Annotated in this window: 24 protein-coding genes; 19 read left to right on the top strand and 5 right to left on the bottom strand. The window is 34.6% G+C overall.

Translation table 11 applies throughout. The features are described from left to right. Nucleotides 1-881 (bottom strand): alpha-amylase family glycosyl hydrolase (locus ACWVCY_RS03700; protein ID WP_455140350.1); only part of this gene is annotated, 881 nt, incomplete at its 3' end. Between the two features lie 149 nt (nucleotides 882-1,030). Here ACWVCY_RS03700 and hisJ point away from each other — a divergent pair. From hisJ to ACWVCY_RS03685, 3 genes are all read left to right on the top strand, one after another. Further along, complete coding sequence (hisJ, locus tag ACWVCY_RS03695) at nucleotides 1,031-1,864, top strand: histidinol-phosphatase HisJ (RefSeq protein ID WP_455140348.1); 834 nt, start codon at nucleotides 1,031-1,033, stop codon at nucleotides 1,862-1,864. Between the two features lie 94 nt (nucleotides 1,865-1,958). Beyond that, complete coding sequence (locus ACWVCY_RS03690) at nucleotides 1,959-2,528, top strand: hypothetical protein (protein ID WP_455140346.1); 570 nt, start codon at nucleotides 1,959-1,961, stop codon at nucleotides 2,526-2,528. Continuing rightward, on the top strand, nucleotides 2,521-3,207 hold the full coding sequence (locus ACWVCY_RS03685) for a PH domain-containing protein (protein WP_455140344.1): 687 nt from the start codon (nucleotides 2,521-2,523) through the stop codon (nucleotides 3,205-3,207). The genes ACWVCY_RS03690 and ACWVCY_RS03685 overlap by 8 nt, the downstream gene beginning before the upstream one ends. Nucleotides 3,208-3,212: 5 nt before the next feature. Here the strand turns inward: ACWVCY_RS03685 and ACWVCY_RS03680 are convergent, their stop codons facing one another. After that, nucleotides 3,213-4,070, bottom strand: a complete 858-nt coding sequence (locus tag ACWVCY_RS03680; protein ID WP_455140342.1) for an SDR family oxidoreductase — start codon at nucleotides 4,068-4,070, stop codon at nucleotides 3,213-3,215. A 348-nt stretch (nucleotides 4,071-4,418) separates the two neighbouring features. Between ACWVCY_RS03680 and ACWVCY_RS03675 the strand changes: the two genes are divergently transcribed. Both ACWVCY_RS03675 and ACWVCY_RS03670 read left to right on the top strand, forming a co-directional pair. Next, nucleotides 4,419-5,852, top strand: coding sequence for a TldD/PmbA family protein (locus ACWVCY_RS03675; protein ID WP_455140341.1), 1,434 nt, complete (start codon nucleotides 4,419-4,421; stop codon nucleotides 5,850-5,852). Further along, a complete protein-coding gene (locus tag ACWVCY_RS03670) occupies nucleotides 5,852-7,252 on the top strand; it encodes a TldD/PmbA family protein (protein ID WP_455140339.1) in 1,401 nt (466 codons plus the stop codon). Before ACWVCY_RS03675 ends, ACWVCY_RS03670 begins: the two co-directional genes overlap by 1 nt. An 18-nt stretch (nucleotides 7,253-7,270) precedes the next feature. On the opposite strand, the gene ACWVCY_RS03665 is transcribed toward ACWVCY_RS03670, so the two are convergent. Then, the gene (locus tag ACWVCY_RS03665; protein WP_455140337.1) at nucleotides 7,271-8,251 is read right to left on the bottom strand and encodes a hypothetical protein; all 981 of its coding nucleotides are present in this window, start codon (nucleotides 8,249-8,251) and stop codon (nucleotides 7,271-7,273) included. Between the two features lie 131 nt (nucleotides 8,252-8,382). Here ACWVCY_RS03665 and ACWVCY_RS03660 point away from each other — a divergent pair, with 131 nt between their 5' ends. The 10 genes from ACWVCY_RS03660 (at nucleotide 8,383) to ACWVCY_RS03615 (ending at nucleotide 17,827) form a co-directional block, all read left to right on the top strand. Continuing rightward, nucleotides 8,383-9,930 carry an NAD-dependent epimerase/dehydratase family protein gene (locus ACWVCY_RS03660; protein WP_455140336.1) on the top strand — a complete coding sequence of 516 codons (1,548 nt, stop codon included), beginning with the start codon at nucleotides 8,383-8,385 and terminating at the stop codon, nucleotides 9,928-9,930. Between the two features lie 59 nt (nucleotides 9,931-9,989). Continuing rightward, nucleotides 9,990-10,628, top strand: a complete 639-nt coding sequence (locus ACWVCY_RS03655; RefSeq protein ID WP_455140335.1) for a hypothetical protein — start codon at nucleotides 9,990-9,992, stop codon at nucleotides 10,626-10,628. Nucleotides 10,629-10,842: 214 nt separating this feature from the next. Next, nucleotides 10,843-12,594: a long-chain-fatty-acid--CoA ligase gene (locus tag ACWVCY_RS03650; protein ID WP_455140334.1), complete on the top strand. Its 1,752-nt coding sequence runs from the start codon at nucleotides 10,843-10,845 to the stop codon at nucleotides 12,592-12,594. 49 nt (nucleotides 12,595-12,643) lie between these two features. Beyond that, nucleotides 12,644-13,366: a ribose 5-phosphate isomerase A gene (gene rpiA / locus ACWVCY_RS03645; protein ID WP_455140333.1), complete on the top strand. Its 723-nt coding sequence runs from the start codon at nucleotides 12,644-12,646 to the stop codon at nucleotides 13,364-13,366. Nucleotides 13,367-13,438: 72 nt separating this feature from the next. Continuing rightward, on the top strand, nucleotides 13,439-13,930 hold the full coding sequence (locus ACWVCY_RS03640) for a hypothetical protein (protein WP_455140332.1): 492 nt from the start codon (nucleotides 13,439-13,441) through the stop codon (nucleotides 13,928-13,930). Beyond that, nucleotides 13,931-14,710 (top strand): inositol monophosphatase family protein, encoded by a 780-nt coding sequence (locus tag ACWVCY_RS03635; RefSeq protein ID WP_455140331.1) that lies wholly within the window; start codon nucleotides 13,931-13,933, stop codon nucleotides 14,708-14,710. A gap of 126 nt (nucleotides 14,711-14,836) precedes the next feature. Continuing rightward, nucleotides 14,837-15,190: an MGMT family protein gene (locus tag ACWVCY_RS03630; protein WP_455140330.1), complete on the top strand. Its 354-nt coding sequence runs from the start codon at nucleotides 14,837-14,839 to the stop codon at nucleotides 15,188-15,190. Then, nucleotides 15,180-16,193, top strand: coding sequence for an aldo/keto reductase family protein (locus ACWVCY_RS03625; protein WP_455140329.1), 1,014 nt, complete (start codon nucleotides 15,180-15,182; stop codon nucleotides 16,191-16,193). Before ACWVCY_RS03630 ends, ACWVCY_RS03625 begins: the two co-directional genes overlap by 11 nt. A 124-nt stretch (nucleotides 16,194-16,317) precedes the next feature. Then, on the top strand, nucleotides 16,318-17,124 hold the full coding sequence (locus ACWVCY_RS03620) for a phosphotransferase family protein (protein ID WP_455140328.1): 807 nt from the start codon (nucleotides 16,318-16,320) through the stop codon (nucleotides 17,122-17,124). Nucleotides 17,125-17,233: 109 nt separating this feature from the next. Beyond that, a complete protein-coding gene (locus ACWVCY_RS03615) occupies nucleotides 17,234-17,827 on the top strand; it encodes an isochorismatase family protein (protein ID WP_455140327.1) in 594 nt (197 codons plus the stop codon). Nucleotides 17,828-17,868: 41 nt separating this feature from the next. Here ACWVCY_RS03615 and ACWVCY_RS03610 read toward each other — a convergent pair whose 3' ends face one another. Continuing rightward, nucleotides 17,869-18,900, bottom strand: a complete 1,032-nt coding sequence (locus ACWVCY_RS03610; protein WP_455140326.1) for a methyltransferase domain-containing protein — start codon at nucleotides 18,898-18,900, stop codon at nucleotides 17,869-17,871. A 122-nt stretch (nucleotides 18,901-19,022) separates the two neighbouring features. Here ACWVCY_RS03610 and ACWVCY_RS03605 point away from each other — a divergent pair, with 122 nt between their 5' ends. Both ACWVCY_RS03605 and ACWVCY_RS03600 read left to right on the top strand, forming a co-directional pair. After that, entirely contained in the window at nucleotides 19,023-19,832 is an 810-nt protein-coding gene (locus ACWVCY_RS03605; RefSeq protein WP_455140325.1) for a hypothetical protein, read from the top strand. Nucleotides 19,833-19,901: 69 nt separating this feature from the next. Further along, nucleotides 19,902-20,753: a 4Fe-4S binding protein gene (locus ACWVCY_RS03600; protein ID WP_455140324.1), complete on the top strand. Its 852-nt coding sequence runs from the start codon at nucleotides 19,902-19,904 to the stop codon at nucleotides 20,751-20,753. Nucleotides 20,754-20,799: 46 nt separating this feature from the next. On the opposite strand, the gene ACWVCY_RS03595 is transcribed toward ACWVCY_RS03600, so the two are convergent. Beyond that, on the bottom strand, nucleotides 20,800-21,396 hold the full coding sequence (locus tag ACWVCY_RS03595; RefSeq protein WP_455140323.1) for a thioredoxin family protein: 597 nt from the start codon (nucleotides 21,394-21,396) through the stop codon (nucleotides 20,800-20,802). A gap of 118 nt (nucleotides 21,397-21,514) precedes the next feature. On the opposite strand from ACWVCY_RS03595, the gene ACWVCY_RS03590 reads away from it, so the two are divergent. Next, the gene (locus ACWVCY_RS03590) at nucleotides 21,515-22,309 is read left to right on the top strand and encodes a TrmB family transcriptional regulator (RefSeq protein ID WP_455140352.1); all 795 of its coding nucleotides are present in this window, start codon (nucleotides 21,515-21,517) and stop codon (nucleotides 22,307-22,309) included. 167 nt (nucleotides 22,310-22,476) lie between these two features. After that, nucleotides 22,477-25,633: C25 family cysteine peptidase (locus tag ACWVCY_RS03585; RefSeq protein WP_455140322.1), on the top strand; the 3,157-nt coding region annotated here is incomplete at its 3' end.

Genomic DNA, 25,633 nt, shown 5'->3' with positions numbered 1-25,633 from the left:
TAGAATCCCTTTCCTTTAGCCATCTGTTTTAATTCATATAGAAATGGGAAATCAAATGCAGAAAAGGAATTATTTCCAAGGTCTAGATAGTTCAATAGATCTAACAATGTTCCTCCCCAATACTCAGCCACACCCCATCCCCCAGTTTGTTCCATCCATTCTCCTAACATATCAGGATCAATTCCTAATGCAACATCAAAACGCCAGCCATCGAAACCAATCTCATCTCTGAGCCATTGTGCCCACTTTAAAATTTCACTTCTGACATAAGGGTGTTTGTGCGATAAGTCAGGAAAGTTTGCGAAGTGATAATTATCTTGGACTCCATAATCATTTGGATAGAAGTGAGAATAGTTTCTGGGAAATCTTCCACTGGCTATATTCTCAAAATTAGTATAAGAAAAGTCTGCTAAAAAGGGATTATACTCTAATTCTCCACCTACATTATGATTGATAACAATATCTGCAATTATAGCAAGCTCTAAAGAATTAGCTGTTTCAATTAGGCTTTCAAGCTCTGCTCGAGTTCCATATCGCGTTCTTGTTCGTCCTTTTTGAGCAAACTCCCCAAGATCATAATAATCATAGGGTTCATATCCATTTGTCCCTGCATCTCCTATCTGTGTTTTACTCGGAGGAGGAACCCAAAGAGAATCAAAACCAGTTGTAACAAACTCAGGTACATGATCCTCAAGCATATTCCACCATTTTCCAATATCAGGTGTCATCCAATAAAATGATTGAAGCATAACTCCTTCTCCAAGTGGTAAAGGTACTTCTTGAGGAATCGTTTGATAGGAAGTTTTTGAGACAGAAAGATTGTATTTTGGAATATTAGGAATCGAGAGAAGATTAGAACTTGCAGTAATAATCGAACTCATGCAAAGAAGTAATCCTAGCATCAAGAATTTTTTCTAAAACATTAAATAATCCCGTATCTAAAAATCTCTTCTTCAACTTTCTTTAATTTTTCTATGTGAAAACAATTAAGAATAGCTGGATAAAAAAGAGGTTATAAAATTGAGTAATTATGCGATTATTTGACTACCATACACATAATATAAGATGTAGACATGCGTTTTATCATGTAGACTCATATGTTGACGCAGCTATTACTAAGAATTTAGAGGAAATTGGCATTTCAGATCATTTTCCAATGGATCTTTTACCAGAATATTTTCATAAATATGCTATGCCAATGGATGATTTTCCTGAATACATTGCTGATTGTAAGCGATTAAGAGCAAAATTTGAAGGTCACATCACGATCAAGATTGCTACTGAGGTTGATTACTTCAAAAAAAGTTTTTCTGATTATAAAAAAGCTTTAAAACCGTTTATGGATGATCTTGATTATTTAATAGGGTCAATACATGCGATTACCACTCTTAAAACCAGTGTTTTGCCAATTGACGAAAGTGTCGCCATTCCGCAAATCAAAGCAGCAGGAATTGATTATGTTTACGTTTCATATTATGATTCGCTAATTGAATTGGTTCAGACGAGATTTTATGATATCATAGGTCATTTAGACGTTCCTAAAAAGTATGGTTTACTTCCAATGGATACAAACTTAGTATGGCAAAAGGTTCTGACCGTTCTTGACCATATTGAATCCTCTGAGATGGTTGTGGAAATTAATACTTCAGGATTTAGAAAATTCATTGGTGAACCTTATCCTAGTAATGAAATTATAAGTGAATTAATAAATAGAGAAATTCCTTTAACATTAGGGTCAGATGCGCATACACCTGAAGACATAGCATTTAATTTTGATACTACGCTTGCATATTTACGGAAAAAAGGAGTAAAGTATCTAATAAAATTTAATCAGAGAGAGAAATCACGTATTTCTATTGATTAGCCGAAATAATTAATTTATTTGTTTGAATCGCTATTTTTTTAAAGGGATAAAATATTTCCTTACTAAAAATAGTAATAAGATTGGTGTAGCTTTTTTGGTCATTTTTCTTACTGATTCCGAAAATTTGGTTCTGAGAGAATTTTTTCAAGGAACAGATCTGAAAGATATCCCTAAAATTCTTAATGAGGAACGTCAAACATGGAGTCGATTAGAGAAAGATGGAAGGATGCAGAAGGAAGTAGATATAAGATCTATCTCGAAATTTAAATCATTAGCTTTAAAAAAATTGCGTAAAGAACTTCTTACTCGTGCTGACGAATCTTTTTTAGATTATTCTCCTCAAGGGATAACTAAAGAGGAGCGTGATCGAAGTGAAAAAGATTTTAATTTATTAATTAATCATGGAATATTAAGAGGGTATGATTTCCGAGATGATCGTTTTGTTTATCTGTTTTACTCCCCTACTAAAGAAAGTTTACTACATTGGCAAGAACATTCCTGTAGAAATGATGATTGTGAAAAAGATTGTAAAGATATCTTACATCAGTTTAGTAAGGAGCATGGAATAAATTCAAATGACCTGACTCAGCCATCAATACCAAAGAAGTTTGATGAAATTCTTAAATTAATCTTATTGCGTGAGAGGAATGAACAAAATGAGTAGAGAACCCCGAATAATCCGCCCGAGTCGAAATTTTCTCTGGAAAAATTATTTTCAATTTTTTTTAATATTCTTCGTAACATCAGTTCCGACGATAGTAGCATTATCGTTATTTATTACCTTTCTAAGTTCAATAGATCAAGCAAGAGGGCCTGTTCTTCAAGATCTATTCCTTTTATTAATGATCATTTATTTTTTGCTCTGGATAATAGGAGGAATATTATATACAATTGGAGAGTATCTTTATATTAGGAACATGTATTTTATTGTCCATGGACATGAAATTGTTGTTAAAAAAGGTTTAATCAATATTACTGAGAAGCATGTGCCCTATAGAACCGTAACAAACATCGATATGCGAATTGGCCTATTTGATAGGTTATTCCAGATTGGTACGGTTGAGATTCAAACAGCAGGAGGAAGCGTTTCGAGTTCCTCATTAGAAGCGGGTCCTGAAGAAAAGCTTGAAGGAATTCGAGTTTATAAGGAGGTTCGAGATTATATTTTAACACAATTACGTGCTTATCAAGCTTCTCATCTAGATACCTCTGAAGGGCTTACTAAAAAGAGTGCTGATGTTTCTGCAATAATCGTGGAGTTGCAGAACATTATTAATCTTTTGGATACGCGTTTAGCTAAATTAGAAAAAAAAATAGATGAATTGCTAAATCGAGATAATTAATCAGATTAAATGTTTGTTAATTCGCAACTGATATTCCATAATTTCTTTTGCAGCGTTTTATCATGAGATAATTCAGAGCTAGGGGTTATTTGAGACTTAGCGAAATATTTACCACTAATTCCTTCAACCTCGGGAGAAGTCGCTACGTAAATAGAAGTTTGTGCACCCACTTCAGGGGATTTGGTAATAAAGGGACGGAGAAGATAGTGGAAAATATATCGATGGAAGAAGCTTCCTCCCTCACGATTAAGATTTGTACGGATAAATCCAGGATGGACAGCATTGACGGACAAGGTCGTATTTCCTTCTTCTCGAAGATGATCATGCAGTGTATAAGTAAAAAGCACATTTGCGAGCTTAGAACTTCCATAAACACTCATTCCCTGATATTTTCTTTTTTCAGTTTGGAGATCTGATAAATCAAGGGTTGCGGTCTTATGTAGTCCAGAAGCTACATTTACTATCCTGCCTGATGGACTTTGTTTTAAAATCGGTAATAATAGGTTAGTGAGTAAAAATGGACCAAGATAATTTACAGCAAAGGTTAATTCAAATCCATCTACTGATAAACGCCTCTTATATTGAAAAGTTCCAGCATTATTTATTAATACATCCAATTCGGAGTGCTCTGAGAGAAAATTTTTTGCCATTGCCTTGATGGAGGTTAAAGATCCTAGATCGAGTAAATAAAGGCCAATATTACTGTTATCTTTTACCGATTGTAATTCTTCTTTTAATTTTTTTCCTTTCTCTTCATTACGACAGGCTAATATAACATTGTGCCCCATTTTAGCTATTTCTTGGGCTGTTACTTTACCTATTCCAGAGGTAGGTCCCGTAATAATTATGGTTTTACTTTCCATTAAGAATTCACTCTATATTAGCTTATTTTTACTTTCCCTTGAATCTTGTCATTATTTTATCATAAATATATTTCTTTTGATAGAGTTGACAATTATAGCTTTTTACCTAGTAAATAATTGTTATTAAGAGAATTAATTGTCACAAAACAATTTTAAAACACTCAAATAGTACTTTACGGCATTCTATGACCCGTTATTAAAAGATTTCCAACTCTACTGGAAAACTTTGGAAATCCGTACTAGCAACTTTTCGTCTTCAGGGAAATACTTTTCAATTCTCCCCTTACTCAAATCTTGTTTATAAGATATAGTATCTGATGCGTTATTTTCAAAAAAAAGGTGTACAGAATGCTCGAATTATTACAAAAAGGGGTTGAGTACGGAGAAAAGTTAGGTTCAGACTTTATTGACGTTCGATATGATGATTTAGCCCTCAGAACTCTGGAAAAGATGAATGAAAACTACAGTAAAATCCTTTCCCGGAAACGTTCTGGAATTGGTGTAACTTGTTATTACAAAGGAGCAGCTGGTTACTCATTTACTGCAAGCCTTGAGTCAAAAGAAATTATGGATACCGTTACCCGTGCCTTTAAACTCGCTAAATCCATTTCTCCAAGCGTACAATTACCCTTAGATTTTGATCCTTTACCCTCTATTACTGCTAAATCATCAGGTCCTCAATTTGGCAGTTTAATCAAAATTCACCCCAATTCTCGTGATTTGGATTATAAGATTAATCTTGTAGATCGAACATCTGAGGCTGCAAAGGTTGCTGGAAAAAATGTCAAAAATATTCGAACCTTATATGGAGAAATGTTTGGTCAAAAATTATTCACTAATTCAGATCAAAGTATAATAGACTGGGAATTTGAAGTAATTGATCTTAGGTGTAGAGTTACTTCAAAAACCGAGGAAGGAGACCTTGTTATAGGAGCTAAAGGATTTGGAGGGACAAGAGGATTAGAAATATTTGAGGAAAAGGGTAAAACGCCTGAAGATTTTGGATCGATTGCTGCGAAAAATGCTAATGAGCAATTAGAAGCTAAAGCTTGCCCTGCTGGAAAGTTTCGTGCCCTGAGTGAAAATGAATTAACGGGAGTTTTAGCACATGAGTCCTTTGGTCATTTATCGGAGGCAGATTTTGTTGTTATTGAAGCGTCTCCCATTACAGGTAAGATCGGTGAACGTTTAGGAACTGATATAGTTACAATAATAGACAACGGCGTACCTGATATTAAAACTCATGGGGGGCTTTTAGTACCTTTTGATGATCAAGGAATGAAAGCAAAAGAGACTGTTATTGTTAATAAAGGGATCTTAAAGCACTATCTACACAACCGTGGTACAGCTAAACATTTGAACCAATCTCCAACTGGCAATTGTCGTGCTATTAATTTCACTTTTCAAGCTATTCCTAGGATGACTAATACATATTTTGCTCCTGGAGACTTAACTGAGGAGGAAGCTCTAGAAAAGCTCGGGACTGGGATTTATGCCATACAATCATATGGAGGCCAAGTCGAAGGAGATGGGAACTTTGTCTTTAAAGCTGTCAGGGGATACTGGGTGGAGAATGGAGAAATAAAATACCCATTACGGGAGGTAAGTCTTTCTGGTAACATTTTAAACTTACTTACAAAAGTTGAAGGAGCTACAAAAGAATTAGAATTAGGTTCTGGATATTTTGGAGGATGTGGGAAAGGAGACCAATTTCCTCTACCAGTGGGTGATGGGGGACCAAAAATAATCTTTTCAGAAGTAACATTTGGAGGACAAGTTTAATGGAATTCGATAATTTAAATTCTGAGCTATTATCAACTGTTGATTCTGCATTAAAATATGCTCATGGACTTGATTCAAAAGTAGCTTACGAAATCTATTTATTTTATGCACACAAATCTGGTGTAGATATAACTCAGGGAGTGGTTGAGAGTTCAGACGGAATTATTGCTGGAAATGCTATTCGTGTAGTTGGTGGAGTGAAAGAAAAGAAAATCAGCTTTTCTTCATCAAGTGGAGTAGATCTAGAGCGAATTAAAGCTAATATAAAGGAAGCATTAGCATTTAATGACGTCTTGAAAATAACTGATTCACGATTTCAATCCTTTCCTGATCCAATTCCAGGAGGAGTTGAAGGTATTTTATCAAATGATATAATAATCTCCTCTGCAGTTGACCTTCTCCCTATGTCTCAACAAGTGATAGATGAAGCTAAACAGGTTGATGAACGAATAAAAATGACTGGATTTTCAATGGGAATCTTTTGGGGGGGTTTTGCTGTTGGCAACTCAAATGGCGTTCAAAGAGCGAGTCGAATAACTTCCTCTGGAGCCTCTTTTTATTGCCAAGCTGTTGAGGGAGATGATCGGAAAGATGCTTATGAATATGCCATTTCTCGTGAGAAGATTCCTGAAATTCAAGGATTTGGTGAGATAGCAGCACGAAAAGCAGTTAAATTGTTGAACGGAAAGATTCTGAATGAAACAACATCTTTGCCTACGGTTTGGGATAATATGGCTTCAGCTTGCTTTATTCTGGCTGGAATTGGTGCAGGATCAAACGGAAGTAATATTGTAGTAGGATTGTCTCCTCTTGCAGATCGTATAGGAGATCAAGTAGCTGTGACTGATTTCACCCTTCTTGATGATGGTCAGAATCCTACTGGAGCCTATACACATGCAATCGATGCTGAGGGCATTCCACAACAAAAGACTAATATTGTTGAAAATGGTGTTCTCAAAAGTTTTCTTTTTAATCATTATTATGCAAAGATTTTTGGGACAAATTCAACAGGTAATTGTACCCGAGGTGGTGGAATATTTCCTAGTAGTTTGCCTTATGAGGAGTCACCAGCTGTTGTTGCAACTAATTTTCTAGTAGAACCCAAGAAGTTTTCAGAAGAGGAATTAATCTCTCAGATTGATAGAGGTGTTTATATTAAAGAAATGCCAATGGGAATATTTCATAGCAATGTATCAACTGGAGAATTTTCTGCAGTGGCCAATGCAGCGTTCTTAATTGAAAATGGAGAACTTAAGACTCCTTTAAAAGCTGTCTCAGTTGCCGGTAGTTTTTATACAGGATTAAAAAGTATTCGTCAGATCGGTGGAAATCTAAAAGTAACTCCCTTCGGAGTTGAAACACCCAGTCTAGTCATTGATGGGCTATCTTTAGTAATTTAGGTGAAATACCCTTTTTTTTTATTTTAATAGTAGTTCTATAAATTCTATTTCATGAGGTTTTTCCTTCCAGAGCCGAAGAGGAATAATTTCCCAGGTCATACCTTTAGATAAAACTTGTAGTTCTTTGTCTCGTGCTGTTAGAGCAGAATGATATTTTTTAATCATCTCCCTTGAGACATATGAAAAAGATTTGGCAACAAAAAAAATCTGTGTAACTTTGGGAAAATCCTTAAAGTTTAACGAAAAGGGTCGTCTAAGAAATGCTTCTAGCGTATCAACATCTAAATGTTTCTCCGAACAAAAAACTAGAATCTCTTCATTATCTTTAGAGAGTCTAATATCATAGATATCATCAGTTGATTTTGATCCTATATCGATTTTGTTATAATTCCATTTATGGCAAAAAACTGTGAAACGAATAATTAATGCAGCATGAGTATCTTCATTTTGACAAATTGAGGAGTAGAGAAGAGGGACTAGATCAGTATTTTTCGATGCAAAATAATTTAATAGCATAAATGGGGATTGATAGGCTTTTTCATCATCGACTGAAAGCTGATAAAAGCTTTTAGCAATTTCTAATATTATGGGTACAGAAAGATTTGGATTGTCTGTTAATTCACTGATTTGTGACCGTTCTAACTCAGTGATTGTCTTTTCTGATGTTTTCCTTCTTCTAAATAGTCCACTGGTTTTTTCTTTTGTATTCATAACCTTTTGATAAAGTTCGTGGGAATCCTCTTTCTTCCTCAGTTTATCATTGCTTTTGGCAATAATAATCTTATCAACTTCTTGTTGTTTTAATAGAGTATTACAATGCGGACATGAGTAAATAATTTGATTATTTCGGTCATATCCCTGTGTTAATCCTATTTCACAGAAATAATCTCTTTTACAGGCAGGACAGAACCAAATAATGTCATTCATACCAAAATTGGAGCGGCGGCCTTTTTCATAATAACAGGTAAGGCATTTCGCATCACAAGTCATCATTGGCATAATAGATAATCCTTATACCTTGTCTCTTATTTAGGTTAAGAAATAAATTTATGAATATTATATTATTAAATATTTTCTAGAAATTAGGTTTTAAGGGAGTATATAGTGATTTTTGGATTTATGTGATGGTATTGAAAAAGCAAAGAGTATTTTTAGCTGGTGCTTCTGGTTCCATGGGCTTTGAAGCCTTCAAAAATCTTTGGGAAAAAAGAGAGATGTATGATATCATATTGCTCCAACGACCTTCTCAGAAAAACAAAGAACTCTTTAGAAAGTATGAAAAGAAATGTAATATTATCCCAATAACTGGAAAAGGAATAGTAGAAGGGAATGGATTGAAAATAGTTTGGGGAGATGCAACTTATTATCCAGATGTTGAAGAAGCATGTAAAAACATTGATTGGTGTCTTTGTCCGATGGCATTTATCTCTCCAGCAGCTGATCATAATCCTGAAATGGCAAAAGCAGTCAATACAACAGCAGTACAGCATATCATTAAGGCTATTGAATCACAACCGAATGGGAAGGAGAAAATTAAACTCATTTACATTGGTACAGTGGCTGAAACAGGGGATAGATTACCTTCAATCCATGTGGGACGAGTGGGAGATCCTTTAAAACCCTCGATATTTGATTTCTACGCTGTAACAAAAATCGCAGGAGAAAGAGCCGTTTTAGAATCCAATATTCAACACTGGGCTTCACTCCGTCAAACATTCATAATGACAACTGATGATCTTCTTGATCCAATTATGTTTCATCAACCAATAAATTCTTTCATGGAGAATAACACCAAAGAGGATGCAGGAAGAGGATTAATTAATTGTCTAGAAATTCCTGAGGATTCTAATTTCTGGAAACGCGTATACAATATGGGTGGGGGATCCATTTGTCGAACTACTTTCTATGAGATGTTAAACCGAGCTCTTGCCATTAATGGATTAAGACTTGAAAAAGTAACTGAAAGAAGATGGTTTGCATTAAGAAATTTTCATATGCAATATTTTGAAGATTCATATGTTCTCAATAATTATATCCATAATTGGAGGGAATCAAACAAAGATTACTATCAACGATTGACAGATCAGCGGTCTATTGGGATGAAACTTCTTAGTTGGATATGTTCTAGGATTCCTTTCATTCAAAAAAGAATTGAACGCGCCATGTATAAGAAATTTCGGGAAATGGTCTCCGAATCAAAAAATGGAACAGAATATTGGTATAAAACTAGGAATGATATGCGAATTTCCGCGTTTTACAAGGATTACGCCACCTATGAAGCAATTCCTGATTGGGGAGTTGATCTGCCTGAACTTGATTCTAGCAAATTAGAATGGATCCGCCTTGATCATGGTTATGATGAGGAGAAAATACAGCTAGATCTAAATGATTTACAAAAAGCAGCTGCTTTTAGGGGTGGTGAGTGTCTATCAGGATCATGGGATGGAGATTTATATCAAAAAATAAAATGGAAATGTGCTAGTGGTCACTATTTTGAAAGCAAGGTTTATACAATCTTAAAAGCGGGTCATTGGTGTCCTGAATGCCTTCCTCCACCTTGGAATTATGATGAAGAAGCAAAAAGAAATCCCTTCTTTGCTCAAGTTTGGTATTCAAATCATGAAATCACGGAAAATAATTTCTATCCAAAGGATTGTTATAAGGATATTGTTGAATAAATTATGGTAGATAATAGAAACCTTTTTGTGGTAAGATGTTCTATTTCAATTGATCTTTTATGAGTACTGGATTTTCTTGTAGATATCATTCGAATCGGGATGCAATTGATAAATGTGAAAATTGTTCAGCTTTTATTTGTTTAGAATGTAAAAAGGTCTATCAAACACCCTACACCACTTCTGACATAGATCATGATATGGTTTCAGATTCATATAGTGAAAAACATACTCTCTGCCCAATATGTTATTATGATAATATGGAGAGAGCTGGGGATGGAATGAGGCGAATGGGTTTCATTTGTCCCTTTATGTTTATCATTGTATTTCTAGGGGGAACATTTTTGATGGTTTTTGTTCTTCTTCAATTTATCGATCTCTGGAATAATACTCCTGGACCTTCTATGGGTCCAGGACCTGAAATTTTATTAATCTTTACGCCCCTATTTTTTATAATCCCGCTTGTTATTATGGTATGTTTACTAAGACAATTCTTCGTTAAAGGGCCTCATCAAGCAAAACAAGCAAGAATAGCACGAGAAGCTTTTCTTGAATCAATTGGTGATACTTCTTTATATCAACAAGAATATGATAAAGGAGAGTTTTCCTCATCTTATTCTTCCTATTGCCGAACATGTGGTGATAGGATTAACCCAGATGAGCGGTATTGCTCCAACTGTGGTTCTTCGACTAGAAAGTAAGAAAATATCATAATTTTCCTAAAAATAACAATGTAGAATGAATTGAATTTATATATTCGAGCTTCTAAATCGAAAATATTGATAGTAAAGAATATAAAAAGAAAAGCGTTGAAATAGAGCTAGATATGAAATTTAGGAAGAATTGAGTTTCGTAAAAAAATTTAATTAATCTGGTTTCTATTATATTTCAAATTTTAAGAAGAAGGCAAAATGCATGGTTTCTCCCGAAAATATTCCCCTCTATCCCGAAAAAGTTCCAAAACATATGGATTATCCCAATATAGCCCTTTATGAACTAATGGATGCAGCAGTACGCGATTTTCCTCATCGTGATGCCTTAATTCTCGAGACAATGAGCTTCGATAAAATTGCTAAACTTACCTATAAAGAACTAGGTGAACAGTCTGATAAATTCGCTGCATTCTTAGTATCAAAAGGAATAGAACCAAAGGACAAAATAGCAGTCTTTTTACCGAATATGGTAGAGTTTGTTGTAGCTTATTATGGAATATTGAAAGCAGGAGCAGTTGTTGTTTCATTAAATTTTCAATATCCCGCTAGTGAGTTAGAAGGACAATTAATCCAAAGTGAAGCTCGAGGAATTGTCTGTGCTGATATGATTTCTCCCGCAACTCAACCTTATGAGGTATGTAAGAAAGTTAGAGATGAGGGAAAAACCTCTTTAGAGTTTATTGTTGTAGCGTCTGTTACTCAATATTTGAAAGGATATAAAAGCGTTTTAGGTAAAAAAATGGGAAAAATTAGCGTAAAAGATCCTCGTGATGTGTACTTATATGAGATCATCAGACAATATCAAGCCAAGGATCGACCCATTATTAAAGTTCTTCCTGATGATCTAGCTGTCCTAATGTTTACGGGAGGGACAACAGGGACCCCAAAAGCTGCGATGCTAACCCAAGGAAATCTAGTAAGTAATGTCTATCAATGTTCAGTATGGATGTATCCGCCACTAGAAAGAGGTAGTTTAGTAGGAATCGGATCTTTACCATTTTACCATTCTTATGGTGCAACAACAAGTATGAACTTGTGTATGTATTTTGCAGGAACATTAATATTAATGCTAGACCCCAGAGAAAATAAATTTACTCAAATTCTTTATCTAGTCTCAAAATATAAAGTCCAACTCTTTAATACCGTTCCTACTTTATATATTGCTTTATTAAATCATCCTGATCTTAAGAAATATGATTTAAGCTCCTTAGTAACTAGTAGCTCAGGAGCTGCCCCTCTTCCACTAGCTGTGCTCAGAGAGTTCGAAGCTGTCACAGGAGCAAATCTTGCAGAAGGGTATGGACTAACAGAAACCTCACCAGTTACCCATATTATTCCAATGGCAGCTCCTCCTAGAGGAGAGGTTCCCTTTAAAAAAGAAGGATCTATTGGTTTGCCTTTACCTGATACTGATGTACTTATTCTAGATCTAGAAACTGGAACCAAACAATTAGGTATTGATGAGGAGGGTGAAATTGCTATAGCAGGTCCACAGGTTTTTGCAGGATATTATAAAAAAGAGAAAGAAACATCTGAAGTAATACGGATAATTGATGGAAAGCGTTTCTTCCTAACTGGAGACATAGGAAAGTATGATAAAGATTTTTACTTCTATATAACTGATCGTAAGAAAGATATGATTGATGTCGGTGGATTTAAAGCATATCCTCGTGAAATCGAAGAAGTGTTAATTGCTCATCCTAAAATTATTAATGCAGCCTGTATTGGGGTTCCGCACGAAAAAGTAGGCGAAACAGTGAAGATTTTTGTCGTCCCTAAACAAGGAAGTGAGCTTACTAAAACAGAAATCCTAGAATATTGTCAAAAGAAGCTAGTAAAGTATAAACAACCCCATTCAGAAGATTTTATAGAAATCAGAAGTGAATTACCTTTGACTCAAGTTGGTAAAGTATTACGTCGTGCTTTAAAGGAGGAAGAAAGGAAAATTAATTAATAATCTTTTTATTTTTTCTCCTTGAGATATTTAGTTAACAGTGAAGCTAATGGTTAATGAAAAACTCTTAGAGCGAATTAAACAAACTGTTGCTGAGCAAGCTGTCAAAGATAACTTAGAAGAGGGAATGGTAGTAGGAGTGGGAAGTGGATCAACCATTATTTATGCAATAAATATGATGGGACAAATGAATAGAGAATTAGGGGGATTAGATATCGTATGTATTCCAACTTCTCATCAGTCTTCCCAACTTATAACACAAAATAAACTGAAAATAGGATCTTTAACAGAATATCCTGAATTAGATATAGTAATTGATGGTGTCGATGAGATTGATAGCCATTTAAATGCTATTAAGGGTGGTGGTGGCTGTTTATTGCAAGAAAAGATCGTTGCATCAAATACAAATAATTTCATCGTTGTTTTGGATTATAAAAAGAGGTCATTCAATTTGGGAACTAATTGGAAGAATGGTGTACCCATTGAGATACATCCAATCGCTTTTAAACCACTTATGACAAAATTCATCCAATTAGGAGGTAAACCCACTCTTAGACAAGGGATTAAGAAACTAGGGCCTGTCATAACAGATAATGGTAATTTTATTGTTGATGTGAACTTTGGATTGATTGAGAACCCAGAATCTCTTAATGCAAAGTTAAAAGCGATCCCAGGAGTTTTAGAAACTGGTTTCTTCATTCAAATGATTTCCACCGCTTATATTGGTGAAGAATCTGGAAAAATCACCATTGAGAAGAAAAAGAGGAATTGATCTCTCTAAATGTTGAATTCCGAGAAACTTTGCTTTTTTGTAGGAAACTCTGGTAGTGGTAAGGACTCAATTATGTTAAAAACTGCAGAAATCCTTGTTCAAGAAGATTTTAGAGTTCACGTTCTTAAACGGTGGATAACCCGACCTCCTCATCCTAGTGAACCTTTCACATCTATCTCTGAAGAAGAATTTCTGAAATATAAGGAAGAAGGAAAATTTGCATTAGATTGGTATGTCTATGGAAAATATTATGGTTGCCCAATAGAACTTGAGGATTATCTGAGAAAGGATTTCCTAGTTTTTGTCAATGTTTCCAGAACCATTCTTTCCACTGCACGGAATAAGTATCCAAAGTGTAAAATTATTCTAATAGAAGTAGCTGTAGAAATAGCCACTCAGAGAATAAGTAACAGAAATCGACAAAATGATGGATTGCAGGAAAGAAAGGCACGTATGAAAATGGATATTGAAATGCCGAGTCCTGATTTAATTGTGAAAAATAATGGGGTACTTGAGGAAGCTGTTACAGAAGTGGTTCAATTTCTAAAAATGAGTTCGGTCTAGATGGAACAAGATATTCCTAAAATTGCTAAAAAATTAGCTAGAAACACTGGAGATTTATTGAAGAAGTATTATTGCAAAAAGAACACCTTAATCTATAAATCAGATTCTAGTTTAGTAACTGAGGCGGACTTGGAAGCTGATCGCTTTTTACGAACGGAGATTGAAAAAACATTTCCTTCCCATTCTATTATAAGTGAAGAAAGTACGACGAAAAAAACATCATCTAATTACCAATGGATCATTGATCCCCTTGATGGGACAACAAATTTCTCAATTTGTAATCCCTTTTTTGGAGTTTCAATTTGCGTTTTGTTAAAAGGAGTCGCCCAAGTTGGGGTAATCTATTCACCTATACAAGATGAACTGTTCTGGGCTATAAGAGGAAAAGGAGCTTTTCTTAATAATAAACCCATAATTGTTGATAATCAAAAAGACATTGAAAAATCTGTGATTACCTTTTGTAATGGTAGAGATATCGAATCTCGTAAGATACTTATCCAAATATACCAGAACTTAAAACTAAAAAATAATAGAATTCGACAGATTGGTGCAGCAGCCTTAGAATTATCTTATGTTGCTGCAGCTCGTACTGGTGGTTTTTTCATGCCAGGAGTAAATTCATGGGATATTTTAGCAGGAACTTTAATAGTAGAAGAAGCAAAAGGGAAAGTAAGTGATTTTAACGGTAAAAAATTTTCGATAAGTTCACAAAATTTAATAGCTGCACCAGAATCAGTTCATCAAGCCCTTTTAGAGCTCATTCAAAAGACAACCCTCTAAGATGAGATATCTAATAGAACAAATTTCTTCAAAAATTAAAAAAACAAACTATCTATCTTCCCTTTGGAAATAAATGGTTTTTTGATTCGATATTTAGAAATTTAAAATGATGGATGAAATTTCAGAATGACTAAACGAAGTACCTTCTCTAATGAAGTTATCAATATCATTAAATCCATTCCAAAGGGAAAAGTGGCAACTTATGGTCAAATTGCCGCCTTAGCTGGAAATCCAAGAGGAGCACGCCAAGTAACTTGGCTATTACATTCAGCAACTGAAAAAGAAAATCTTCCGTGGCATAGAGTTGTTAATAGTCAACGAAGAATTTCTTTACCCAAAGAAGGGGGATACGAAGAACAAAAAATGCTCTTAATAAGTGAAGGAGTTGTTTTCGATTCTCTTGATCGAATTGATTTTCACCAGTTCTTATGGAATCCTTTAACAGATAAAATTGGAGAAATCGATAAAAATGGAATATAGGCAAGTTGGAAAATCAGGATTACGAATAAGTGAGGTAGGATTGGGTTCTTGGCTTACAATTGGCTATGATCTAAATGAAGTACAAACCAATTCTTTAATAGTACGAGCCATTGAGCTAGGTATTAATTTCTTCGACACAGCAGACGCATATGAAAACGGTAAATCGGAGAAAATAATAGGAAATGTTTTAACTGATGCAACTATTGAAAGAAAGAAGCTAGTTATAGCAAGTAAAGTTTTTTATCCTATGTCAGAGGAAATTAATGACAGGGGACTAAGCAGAAAACATATCATGGAGAGTATTGAGGGAACCCTCGATCGATTACAAACAGATTATTTAGATATTTATTATTGTCATCGTTTTGATTATTATACTCCATTGTCTGAAACCGTAAGTACTATGGATGATTTGATTAGTCAAGGGTTAATTCATTATTGGGGTACTTCTTGTTGGCTTTCTTATCAATTAGAACGAGCGCAATGGGTAGCAAAAGAATTATACTGTCAACCACCAATTGTGGAACAACCAATGTATAATATGCTAGATCGTGACCCTGAATTGCATGAGTTCAATGTATGTAAAGACCATGGGATTGGGATTACTGTATTTTCTCCTCTTGCTGAAGGATTTTTAACAGGGAAATACTTAGAGAGTATACCTTTAGATAGTCGTGCGATGATGACAACTAGGAAAAAAATACTAAGAACTAATTCTGAAGTAGAAAAACTAAGACAATTAAAAACTCTTGCCGATGAATATGAACTAAAACTACACCAATTAGCATTAGCTTGGATCTTAAGCAAGGAAGAAATTTCTTCTGTTATTACTGGTGCTACAAAAACAGAGCACATTGAGCAAAACGTGCAAGCATCAGGAGTTAAATTAACTAAAAATCAATTGGAAAGCATCGAAAAAATTTTAGATAATGAACCCACTTATCGATACAAATACATTCCTGAAATGAAAATTGGTCGGGATTCAAAATTAAGTAGGGTGATCTAAAATTTTTTATGAAGAAAGAAATCCCCAAGATATTTCAAATAAAGATGTTTTAAAAGTTTTACAAGGAATATTCTCAAATTTAAAAGAGGAAGATATTCATTTCTTTTATCATGGAACTTACAATGTGTTTGAAGTAAAGAATGATTTTATTTTTCGTTTTCCTGACCAATATTTTAGGAATGACTCTGGAGTCCAGTTAATTAGGAATGAGGTCAAGACCCTCACTTTACTCAAAAAACACTTAAATATTTCTATTCCCACCCCCCAATTTGTTTCTGATGATCCAAGTTCTCCATATATGGGGTATGAGAAGCTTGATGGAATTCCACTCTCTCGGATCTTTCTATCTTTAAAGAAGGAAGTACTAAAGCAATTATCATTAGATATAAGTTCATTTTTGTCACAACTTCATTCACCTGAATTAACTAAGTCATTTCCAAATCAAAATTTTTCCCCAAAAGGATATAAACAAGAATGGAAAACATTTTATCAAAAAACCCAAGATGAAATTTTTCCTTTATTGACTAAATCCCAAAAGAGATGGATTGCTAAATTATTTACTATTTTTCTAGATGAAGAGGAGAATTTTGAGTTTGAACCGAAGGTTATTCATGGTGATTTTGATATATCAAATATCCTGTATGATCCTAAAACAAAACATGTTTCTGGTATAGTTGATTTTGAAGAAACAAGAATTTATGACCCTGCAGCAGATTTATTATTCTTTAACGAAGGAGATTCTTTTTTAAAAGCTATTCTAAAGAATTATAAGTATGAAATCAATACTGGCTTCATGAATCGGATGAAATTCCTATATGGACGGGCAGGTTTAGCTTACATATTCTTTGGATATGAAAATAATCGACCAGGGATGGTAGAAACAGGTAAGGAAATGTTAATTAAAAGAATGAAACAATTTCCCTTAAAATAGATTGTTAGGAAGACTTAATTTAAATGGTTCTTTTTTCTTTTTATAATATTTGGATCAGAATGCAGGGAACAAAGCAGGAAAGAAAAAAATATAAGTAAGGTATATTCAAATGGAGATTATAGAACCGATTTCTCGCTCAACAGGATTAATAAACAAAGAAGATTGTCTCATATTGATCATTGATGTTCAAGAACGCTTTTTGAATGGATTAATAGGAGAAACAAAAGAAATATTTATTCAGAAGATAAAACATCTAATACGAGTTGCTAAGGTCTTAGATATCCCAATAGTAGTTACAGCTGAGGACATTCAAAAAAATGATACAGTTCATGAAGAACTTATGGTAGAATTAGATAAAAAAATAAAGATTTTTGATAAGTTTATTTACTCCTGTTGGGGGCAACCTGATATTCAAGAAGAAATTAAAGAATATCAAAAAAAGGTCGTAATTCTTTGTGGACTGGAAACTGATGTTTGTATCATGCAAACTGCCGTTGATCTTTCAACAAATGGTTACCATGTGGTATTATTATCTGATATCACTTTCTCTCGGAATATAATAGAACATGACATAGGTTTAAAACGAATAGAATCTCAAGGTGCTATTATTTCATTACTCAAAACCTGGCAAGAAGAAATAACTGCAGGAATTCGGACCAAGACCAATAAAATAATTAAAATGCATCAATTAGATGATGTTTAGATTATGTTAATGGAAGGTATTAATCAATAAGAACTCTATTCTTAATTATTTTGGGTCTTTCTAAGTACAAAACGAGGAAGATTGGGAATATCAACAACCTCAACAACCTTAAAAGATGTTTGTTTAATAATTGAGAGAATAATTTCTTTAGTTCGTTCTTTTTGTGGTTTTAAGATTTGTTGATAGGTTGGAGGGAGATCCACTTCCTCAAGATTTTGGAATAGAGTCCTTTGATAAATTTGGAAGAGTGATTTATCCGTGGTGTAGTCAACTAAGATCACAAATTGTCCATGTTTAAGAACACGATAGATTTCCTGCAGAATTCCTTTTGGATTATCAGCTAATGCAAAAAGAAATTGTACCAAACACGAATCAATGGTTTCGGAAGCAAGTTCTTCTATTAATTCTAGGTTAGCTGTCAACTCTTGAGTATTTGTTGATGCCTGAGTCTCTTGAAAAAAACGAAATTTACCTTGATAATCTCCTACACGCACTTTAACTTCAGCAGATAAACTGTCAAGATGATTTTGCATATGAATGAGATTCTCGATTTTCTCTTGAGAGTCACTAAACCCTTTACTTCCTATATCAACAAGATATAGTTCTCCTCGCTTCAATTGATTAATACGACTCTTGGTGACAGGAGAGGGAAAAGCTGGAAAATTTAGAGGTTCAATAGATAAACATGTCTGGAGATCTCCTCCAATTTGAGTTGTAGGTGGAAGAAAACCAGTCAAATAAGAATTCGTAATCGTTTGCATTACATTTCGGAAGGTTAGGAATGCATTCTGGATTAGAGCTCCACGCCCTTTAGGCGTAATCATCCACCTTTGACTTCGATCACGCATTATAAATTCTTTAGTACCTAAATAACGAAGCATAGCAAAAATCTGTCTTTTATTTAAAGGTTTGCCTTTAGAATCTTCTTCTGCTTCTTTTGAATAGAATTCAGGGAAATTTATGGCAAAATAGTCAGCAATCTCTTGAGGGGAGGCGGCTTCCTCAATAATAGCATGAAGAAGAATCAGTTGACTCGCTTTTAAATCCAGAAATTCCCGATAATTAACTTCCATAAAGAATCACTAGTAGCTTTATCTTCTAGTTAAAAAAATTTGCCATGAAAAATTTTTTAACCCAAGCCAAATATTCATTCAAACCAATCTCTACGAAATTCGAATTTAGAAGTTGTTTTGAAATGGATCAAAAACGAATATTAGGTATTACTCTTTCAGTTATTGGAGCTTTACTTGGAATTTTTGGCGCAATGCTGTTATTTAATCTGACATATGAGGAATATATTCTAGCAGAATTAAATAATCTTGGAGAAGAAGGATGTGAAATAATCATCAGGGACTTCCTTCCTATCATTTCTGACCTCTCTATTCTTGGTGGGGTGTGTTTTACTTTAGCTGCCTATGGTTTTTTCACTAATGAAGACTGGTCAATCTCTTTAGCGGTAGTTGGTAACACACTCTGTCTATTAGCAGGATTTTGGCCTACCATTCCTGCTATGCAAATGGGATTGGTTCCTGTTTGGGGTATTATTTTTCTTCCTAATCTGATTATATTTCTTCTTCTTACTCGATATGTTGCGAGTCTTCCATGGGTTACCGTGATCTTTGCTCTCATTACAGGGATCGCTTATGTCATGTGTTTCTTGAATGGAATTGCTAGTACAAATCGTATGGAAACTGTTGGTTGGCCGATCTTTAAAGAATTACAACGGGTCAATTGGATTGCTGCTATAGGTTTTGGCATTGTTACAATCGGTATTTTAAGGAGATCCGATAAAGAATGGGTTCGTATCTTAGCTCTTGGCTCTGCTATCCTTGAAGTAGCTGCAGGTTACCCTCTTGCAACCGCTTCCTCGTTGAGTTTTGAAAAATTCTCTATGTTCTTTATGGCTCCCGTGTTATCTACTGTTTTACTAATAATTCCCCTTTGGCCTCGATTATGGGATCGTCTGGTTTCTCAAGCAGTTAAAAAAGCTGAAACGATTCCCTGATTATAATGATACAGGGAGTCCTTTCTCCTTCTTTTTTAGAATATTTTTTTTATTCATAAGTGAAAAACTATGTTAATTCAAGACCAAGCGCTTCCGTTCGATTCTAGAGTTATATTTAGTGTACCAATGCTGTTTTACTGGATTGTTGCATTCCTTTTTTGTATCATTCTAATAGAAGCCAAATTGATGACCCGCCGAGTAAGCACCATCTTTTGTTTTATTACCATATTAATTTGTGGGTTTTTACTTGGAGGAATTCCCAATAGTGTGATGCCAATTCAACAGGTTCTTATTACTATAAGTCAAAAAAGTGATTTAAGTTATCTTTTACCCGCCGTGGTAGTTCTTTCACTTTTACTTGGTTCTTCATTATTAATCGGCAGGATTTTTTGCGGTTATCTCTGTCCTTTAGGTGCACTTCAGGAATTATTTTCTACCTTTAAATTTAAGCGATCTGTCAAGGATCAAGAAAAAGTTAGTCATTTTTTAACCATTCAAACTTCTCCAGCTGGAAAAATTCGTTGGCTCTTTTTAGCAATTCTAATCCTTTTCGCTTGGATTGGAGGAATTTCTTTGTTGTCATTGATCAATCCACTGATGGGGTTTGTGGATATTCCTAAAATCTTTAAATTATTCTTTAGTGTGCCCTTTATAGCAATGATAGGAGTTGTTATCAGTAGTATTTTTGTTTATCGACCTTGGTGTCGGTTGTTTTGCCCTTTTGGGGCGGGTTCAGCGTTTTGCAGTCGTTTTACTGGGACAAAATATATACGAACTGAGAACTGTATAGAATGTGGCGATTGTGAGCGGATTTGTCCTACACAAGAAGCAGCTGTTACTAGCAAGAAACAGGAGTGTTATTTTTGTAATCGTTGCTTAGAAGTATGTCCAACGGATGCAATAGAACTTAATTTAGAATAAAAGGAGTAATAAAGTACTTCTAGTTTCATCTGTATTTTTGTTAGATTCACCTAGAATTTTTTCTTGAAGGAGGGTTAACATGAACTATTGAAGTAGCTTTTTCTGCTATAAAAATTAATTCGTTTAGAATAGCTTGTGAGACAATTGGGGGTTCAAATTCTCGTGTATCATGATATTTTTGGATAAATTCCTCTTTTGATAGGTTTTGATCACGTAATTGACCCAATAGTTGGTAACTGCGAATAGGCCTTTCAACCCAACGTATAATTTCATCTCCGTCTTCATCCGCAAAAATAACTACTGGGATTTTCATTCTTCCAGCAGTTGAATAATAAATGCTAAATTCTTCTTTGAATTGATCACGAGAAGCAATTCGAAAATCCCACTTAGTAACTGTCTCAGCTAGTAAAGCAATTAGTGGTACTCCATTTGCGCAATCAATGCACCAACTCTCTGCAATACAAAGTACATGAATTTTTTCATTCAATCGTGCGATTTGTTCTTGAGTTAGCTTTTCTACTGCTTTTTTACCAGCTGAAAAACTAGAATTCATCCTATCTTTATATTTATCAATTTTATTAAAATAATTTTCATAAGAAATACCAATTGTAAACAATTTGTTAAAATAATCTTGTTTATTCATATGAATCATATCCGCCATAAGTCAAACAGTAAAACAATTAGATGAAAATACTTATAAAGATTAGCTACTAATTACTAATAGTAGTTAGTAGTAAATTTAAAAAAAGGAGGATAGAACCATCGCAGGTCTTAAATCTAAAATTTCACTCTCAAACGAAGATTTTAACTCAGAGGAGGTTGTAAACTTATTAATAACTGCAGGTCTTTCACAATCACTAGCACAAGTCTATCTTGAACTAGTGAAAAAGAAAGAAGCTACTGCTAGTGATCTTTGTAAGGCAACAGGAGTGAAAAGTTCAAGAATCTATTTTATATTAAACGAACTTGAACAAATGGGTTTAATAATGGTTTTAAACACTTCACCTAAGCATTATATTGTTGTACCATTAGTAGAAGGTCTTCATAATCTTCTAGAGCAAGTGGAAAATGATTTCAAGAAAAAAAAGGTTGCTATTTCAGAGCTTAATATTCGGTTGACTCCTTTATTTGAGTCAACATCGTCAATACCTATTGCTATGGCATTTATCATTAAGGGAAGAAAATATATCATTCGAAAAATTTATCATGAGTTACCAAATGCTGAAAAAGAGGTACTTATTCGTTTTCCTAGTCCCCAGCTATATTTTGACTTTGAACCAGTTTTACTCGAGTTAAAGAGGTCTGGGATTAAGATTGATGCTGGTTTATGTCAATTTTCTATGAATAAACTAAGAGAATCAGAACGTATTCCTGAATTACCACTGACTATATGTAAAAAATGTTGTGATTGTTTCTATTTAATGATCGATCAAAACTATCTACTTTCTGTCTCTAATTGGACTTCACCAAATGTGTATGCTATTTGGACCTCTGATACGAGTTTAATCAATATTACCTCATTCTTCAGTAGTTCCAATGTTGTTTCTGTTGATTAATACCCATAGTCAAGATTTGAAAACATCAAACTTGGATTAATTTTAATTATCCATTATATGAATGGTTAAGAATGAATCGCTACTTACTCATCTATTCGGATAGCTTTTTAATTTAGGAATTTACTAGTCTGTGGATAAATGACAACCTGAAATCGAAGGTCAAAATAATGAAAAAAACAATTCTTGTGGGGATAATAATTATAGGGATTTTCGTCTTAAATATCTCTGACATTCCCATCGAAGTAGATCCATTAGAGAAATTGGATAAAGCTATCTTACCACTCAATAATGTTTCTCAATCGTTTTCAGAGAGTAATTGGGTTCCTTTTATTAGTGGAGATCCCAAAGATAGTGTAATTCTGCCCAAATCACGTGATTCAACAGGATTCTGCGTCGATACTGACTTTTTTGGAATGTATGTAATGAAGCGAGAAATGGATGATGGTGACTCTTACCATCAGCTTACCATACCAAATTGTGGTAATTTTGAGTCTGAAGGCAAACCAGCTGTTCCTCAGCTAATTCGATTCTTTGAGGTACCCATGGGTGTTAAATTTACGCTGAGAGTCATTCATGAACAATCAAAGACTTTAGGTGGGTATAATGTCATTCCTTCGCAGGAATTACACGAAGATCTGGTAAATGACACTCATATATATAAATTTACAAAGGATACAGCGTTATATACTACAAATACTCTTTTTCCATCTGAATGTGCAAAATTAGAATCTGAACCAATTATTATTAGAGGGCATCGATTACTCCCGATAACATTTTATCCTATCCAATTTAATCCAGTTTCCAAAGATTTGAGAGTTTTTTCTAAGATTGAGGTTAGAGTCAATTATAATTATCCAGCCCAACTTGAAGAAGTACCAGATAGACTATTATCTCCTGCATTTGAAGAAATGTTAGATATGATGGTTCCAAATTATCAATATAGGTTTGATTTACCTTTAGAATATCCTTTTGAGTTTCCAGGACAAGAACGGACTGGATGTGACTATTTAATAATAGCATATGATATTTTTGCTGAAGAAATACAGTTACTAGCAGATTGGAAACAGGAAAAAGGATATATTACCCGAATCGTAAAAACTTCAGAAATCAAGCCTCCATCTGTGAATCCGACTGTTACAGACATTGCAAATTATATCAAGTCTGCTTATGAGACTTGGACTCCAGCTCCTTCTTTTGTCCTGCTTGTAGGTGATTCAGAATTTATTCCTACTCATTATAAGACACCCCATCTATCACTTGGCCATGGAGGTTTTGAAACTCCGACCGATTTATATTATTTCACTGTAGATGGCGATGATTATTTTCCTGATATCTATTATGGACGATTAGCTGTAAATTCAGAAGATGAATTAAAGACAGTAGCAAGTAAGATTGTCCGTTATGAAACCTCCCCTCCTACTGATCCTAATTTTTATCAAAATATTCTTGCAGCAGCTCAATTTCAGGATGACGATCTTAATGATTATGAAGATCGCCGATTCACTTTGACATCTGAAGAAGTCCGTGATTATTTACTAAATGATTATACAGTGAATAGAGTTTATGTTGCTGCAGGAGCAGCTGATCCGAAAAACTATAGTGTTGATTATGATGCTGGTTTACCACTTCCTGTGGATTTATTGAGAGCTAATGGATTTGCATGGGATGGTGATGAAAATGACATTACCAATATCATTGAAAATGGTTGCTTTTTTGTCTATCATCGTGATCATGCTGGGAGTAGGAATTTCTGGAACCATGAATTCTCCTCTTGGTGGTGTAATACAGACCATTGGGGGGATCCTTACTATGGCAATCCTGAAATTGCAGCATTGACGAATGGAGAATTATTACCTGTAGTTCTGAGTATAGAATGTCAAAGTTGCTGGTTTGATGCTGAAATTGATCAATTTTATGATGGAAATCTTACCCGTAATTTTGAATCTTTTTGTGAGCTATTCGTTAACCAACCAAATGGAGGTGCAGTAGCGGCAATTGGTTCAACAAGAAACTCTAATTCTGGGTATAATGATCAATTAGTACGAGGTATGGTTGATGCTATCTGGCCTGATTTTGATCCCGCATTTAATGTTGGCGAAATTTATCATTTAGGTCATATGCTGAACTACGGTAAATTTTATATGGCTAATGTTTATGGCTATGATAAACCTAAAACCAAACAAACTTTTGAGATGTTTCATCTCATTGGGGATCCAGAAATGGAGATGTGGACAGATGTTCCAGCAGAACTAATGGTTGAATACCCTGTTGCTATAGGTTCTGGAAGTTACCAAGAATTTGTTATTAAAGTCTCTGATTTGGATTCAGGAAATCCAATTGACCATGCTCGTGTTTGTTTAGATGGTGGATCTCTTCATCAAGTTAAATATACTAATCCAGCTGGTGAAGTAATATTTAATGTTTTGCCTTCAACCACTCCTATTAGGTTAACTGTAACAAAACATAACTTTATTCCCTTCCAAGATGATATTACTGTCACTAGTCTTGGTGGTTCTCTTGAAATTACTCCTATTGATGGACCAGCAGGTATTACTGCCTCTTTATCTGGAACTAATTTTGGGAGTTCGGAAACTATTAGTATTTATTTTGGAGATAGTATTGTTTCGACTACAACAACAACTGATGCAACAGGAAAATTCACTATTTCTCCTTATACTATTCCTAGTGGGACTATTGGTTTTCTCAATGTAGTAGCCAAAGGTAGTGCCTCTGGTAGAACCGCAGTAACGCTATTTAGAAGACTTCCTAATCAACCTTTGCCAGATCCCCATCTCTATTGCCAATGGGCAGACGATACATGGTACTTAAACCCAAGTGGAGAAAATCCACGCTGGAATAATCCTGTTATCCAATTATATGATTCAGGCACAGGTGATCCTATTGCCTCTAGCGATTTAACTGTTGGACATACCTATAATGTCAAAGTAACTATTTACAACGATGAACCTGCTGTAGCAACAGACACAGAGGTGACCTTTGAATGGGCGTTTTGGGGTGCAGGCCAAAAAACTTGGTATAAATTCGGTGAGAAAATAGTAACTATACCTGCACGAGTCGGATCAACTAATGGTGAGGTAACAGCTGAAGCATTGTGGACTCCTGCGATTACAGGTCATATTTGCTTAATGGTTTCCGTCTATCATCCATGGGATCTGAATTTAGATAATAATAATGGACAGGAAAATACTGATGTTCATCCTGTTTCTTCACCTGCGACTGTTACTTTTACCCTCTCAAATCCGAGTGACGAAGTTGCATTAATCTATCTCGAAGCCCGACAAATAGGATCAGGGAATCTCTGGC

It is taken from the genome of Candidatus Hodarchaeum mangrovi (genome assembly GCF_975850365.1).
Note: the sequence above shows the minus strand (reverse complement) of the source record. Positions and strands in the feature narration are given on the sequence as shown.

What these genes read in the sequence shown, in the direction of transcription:
- hisJ (WP_455140348.1), top strand. Translation starts at nt 1,031, where the DNA reads ATGCGATTATTTGACTACCATACACATAATATAAGATGTAGACATGCG.
- ACWVCY_RS03685 (WP_455140344.1), top strand. Translation starts at nt 2,521, where the DNA reads ATGAGTAGAGAACCCCGAATAATCCGCCCGAGTCGAAATTTTCTCTGG.
- ACWVCY_RS03680 (WP_455140342.1), bottom strand. Translation starts at nt 4,070, where the DNA reads ATGGAAAGTAAAACCATAATTATTACGGGACCTACCTCTGGAATAGGT.
- ACWVCY_RS03675 (WP_455140341.1), top strand. Translation starts at nt 4,419, where the DNA reads ATGCTCGAATTATTACAAAAAGGGGTTGAGTACGGAGAAAAGTTAGGT.
- ACWVCY_RS03670 (WP_455140339.1), top strand. Translation starts at nt 5,852, where the DNA reads ATGGAATTCGATAATTTAAATTCTGAGCTATTATCAACTGTTGATTCT.
- ACWVCY_RS03665 (WP_455140337.1), bottom strand. Translation starts at nt 8,251, where the DNA reads ATGCCAATGATGACTTGTGATGCGAAATGCCTTACCTGTTATTATGAA.
- ACWVCY_RS03655 (WP_455140335.1), top strand. Translation starts at nt 9,990, where the DNA reads ATGAGTACTGGATTTTCTTGTAGATATCATTCGAATCGGGATGCAATT.
- ACWVCY_RS03650 (WP_455140334.1), top strand. Translation starts at nt 10,843, where the DNA reads ATGGTTTCTCCCGAAAATATTCCCCTCTATCCCGAAAAAGTTCCAAAA.
- rpiA (WP_455140333.1), top strand. Translation starts at nt 12,644, where the DNA reads ATGGTTAATGAAAAACTCTTAGAGCGAATTAAACAAACTGTTGCTGAG.
- ACWVCY_RS03640 (WP_455140332.1), top strand. Translation starts at nt 13,439, where the DNA reads ATGTTAAAAACTGCAGAAATCCTTGTTCAAGAAGATTTTAGAGTTCAC.
- ACWVCY_RS03635 (WP_455140331.1), top strand. Translation starts at nt 13,931, where the DNA reads ATGGAACAAGATATTCCTAAAATTGCTAAAAAATTAGCTAGAAACACT.
- ACWVCY_RS03630 (WP_455140330.1), top strand. Translation starts at nt 14,837, where the DNA reads ATGACTAAACGAAGTACCTTCTCTAATGAAGTTATCAATATCATTAAA.
- ACWVCY_RS03625 (WP_455140329.1), top strand. Translation starts at nt 15,180, where the DNA reads ATGGAATATAGGCAAGTTGGAAAATCAGGATTACGAATAAGTGAGGTA.
- ACWVCY_RS03615 (WP_455140327.1), top strand. Translation starts at nt 17,234, where the DNA reads ATGGAGATTATAGAACCGATTTCTCGCTCAACAGGATTAATAAACAAA.
- ACWVCY_RS03610 (WP_455140326.1), bottom strand. Translation starts at nt 18,900, where the DNA reads ATGGAAGTTAATTATCGGGAATTTCTGGATTTAAAAGCGAGTCAACTG.
- ACWVCY_RS03605 (WP_455140325.1), top strand. Translation starts at nt 19,023, where the DNA reads ATGGATCAAAAACGAATATTAGGTATTACTCTTTCAGTTATTGGAGCT.
- ACWVCY_RS03600 (WP_455140324.1), top strand. Translation starts at nt 19,902, where the DNA reads ATGTTAATTCAAGACCAAGCGCTTCCGTTCGATTCTAGAGTTATATTT.
- ACWVCY_RS03595 (WP_455140323.1), bottom strand. Translation starts at nt 21,396, where the DNA reads ATGAATAAACAAGATTATTTTAACAAATTGTTTACAATTGGTATTTCT.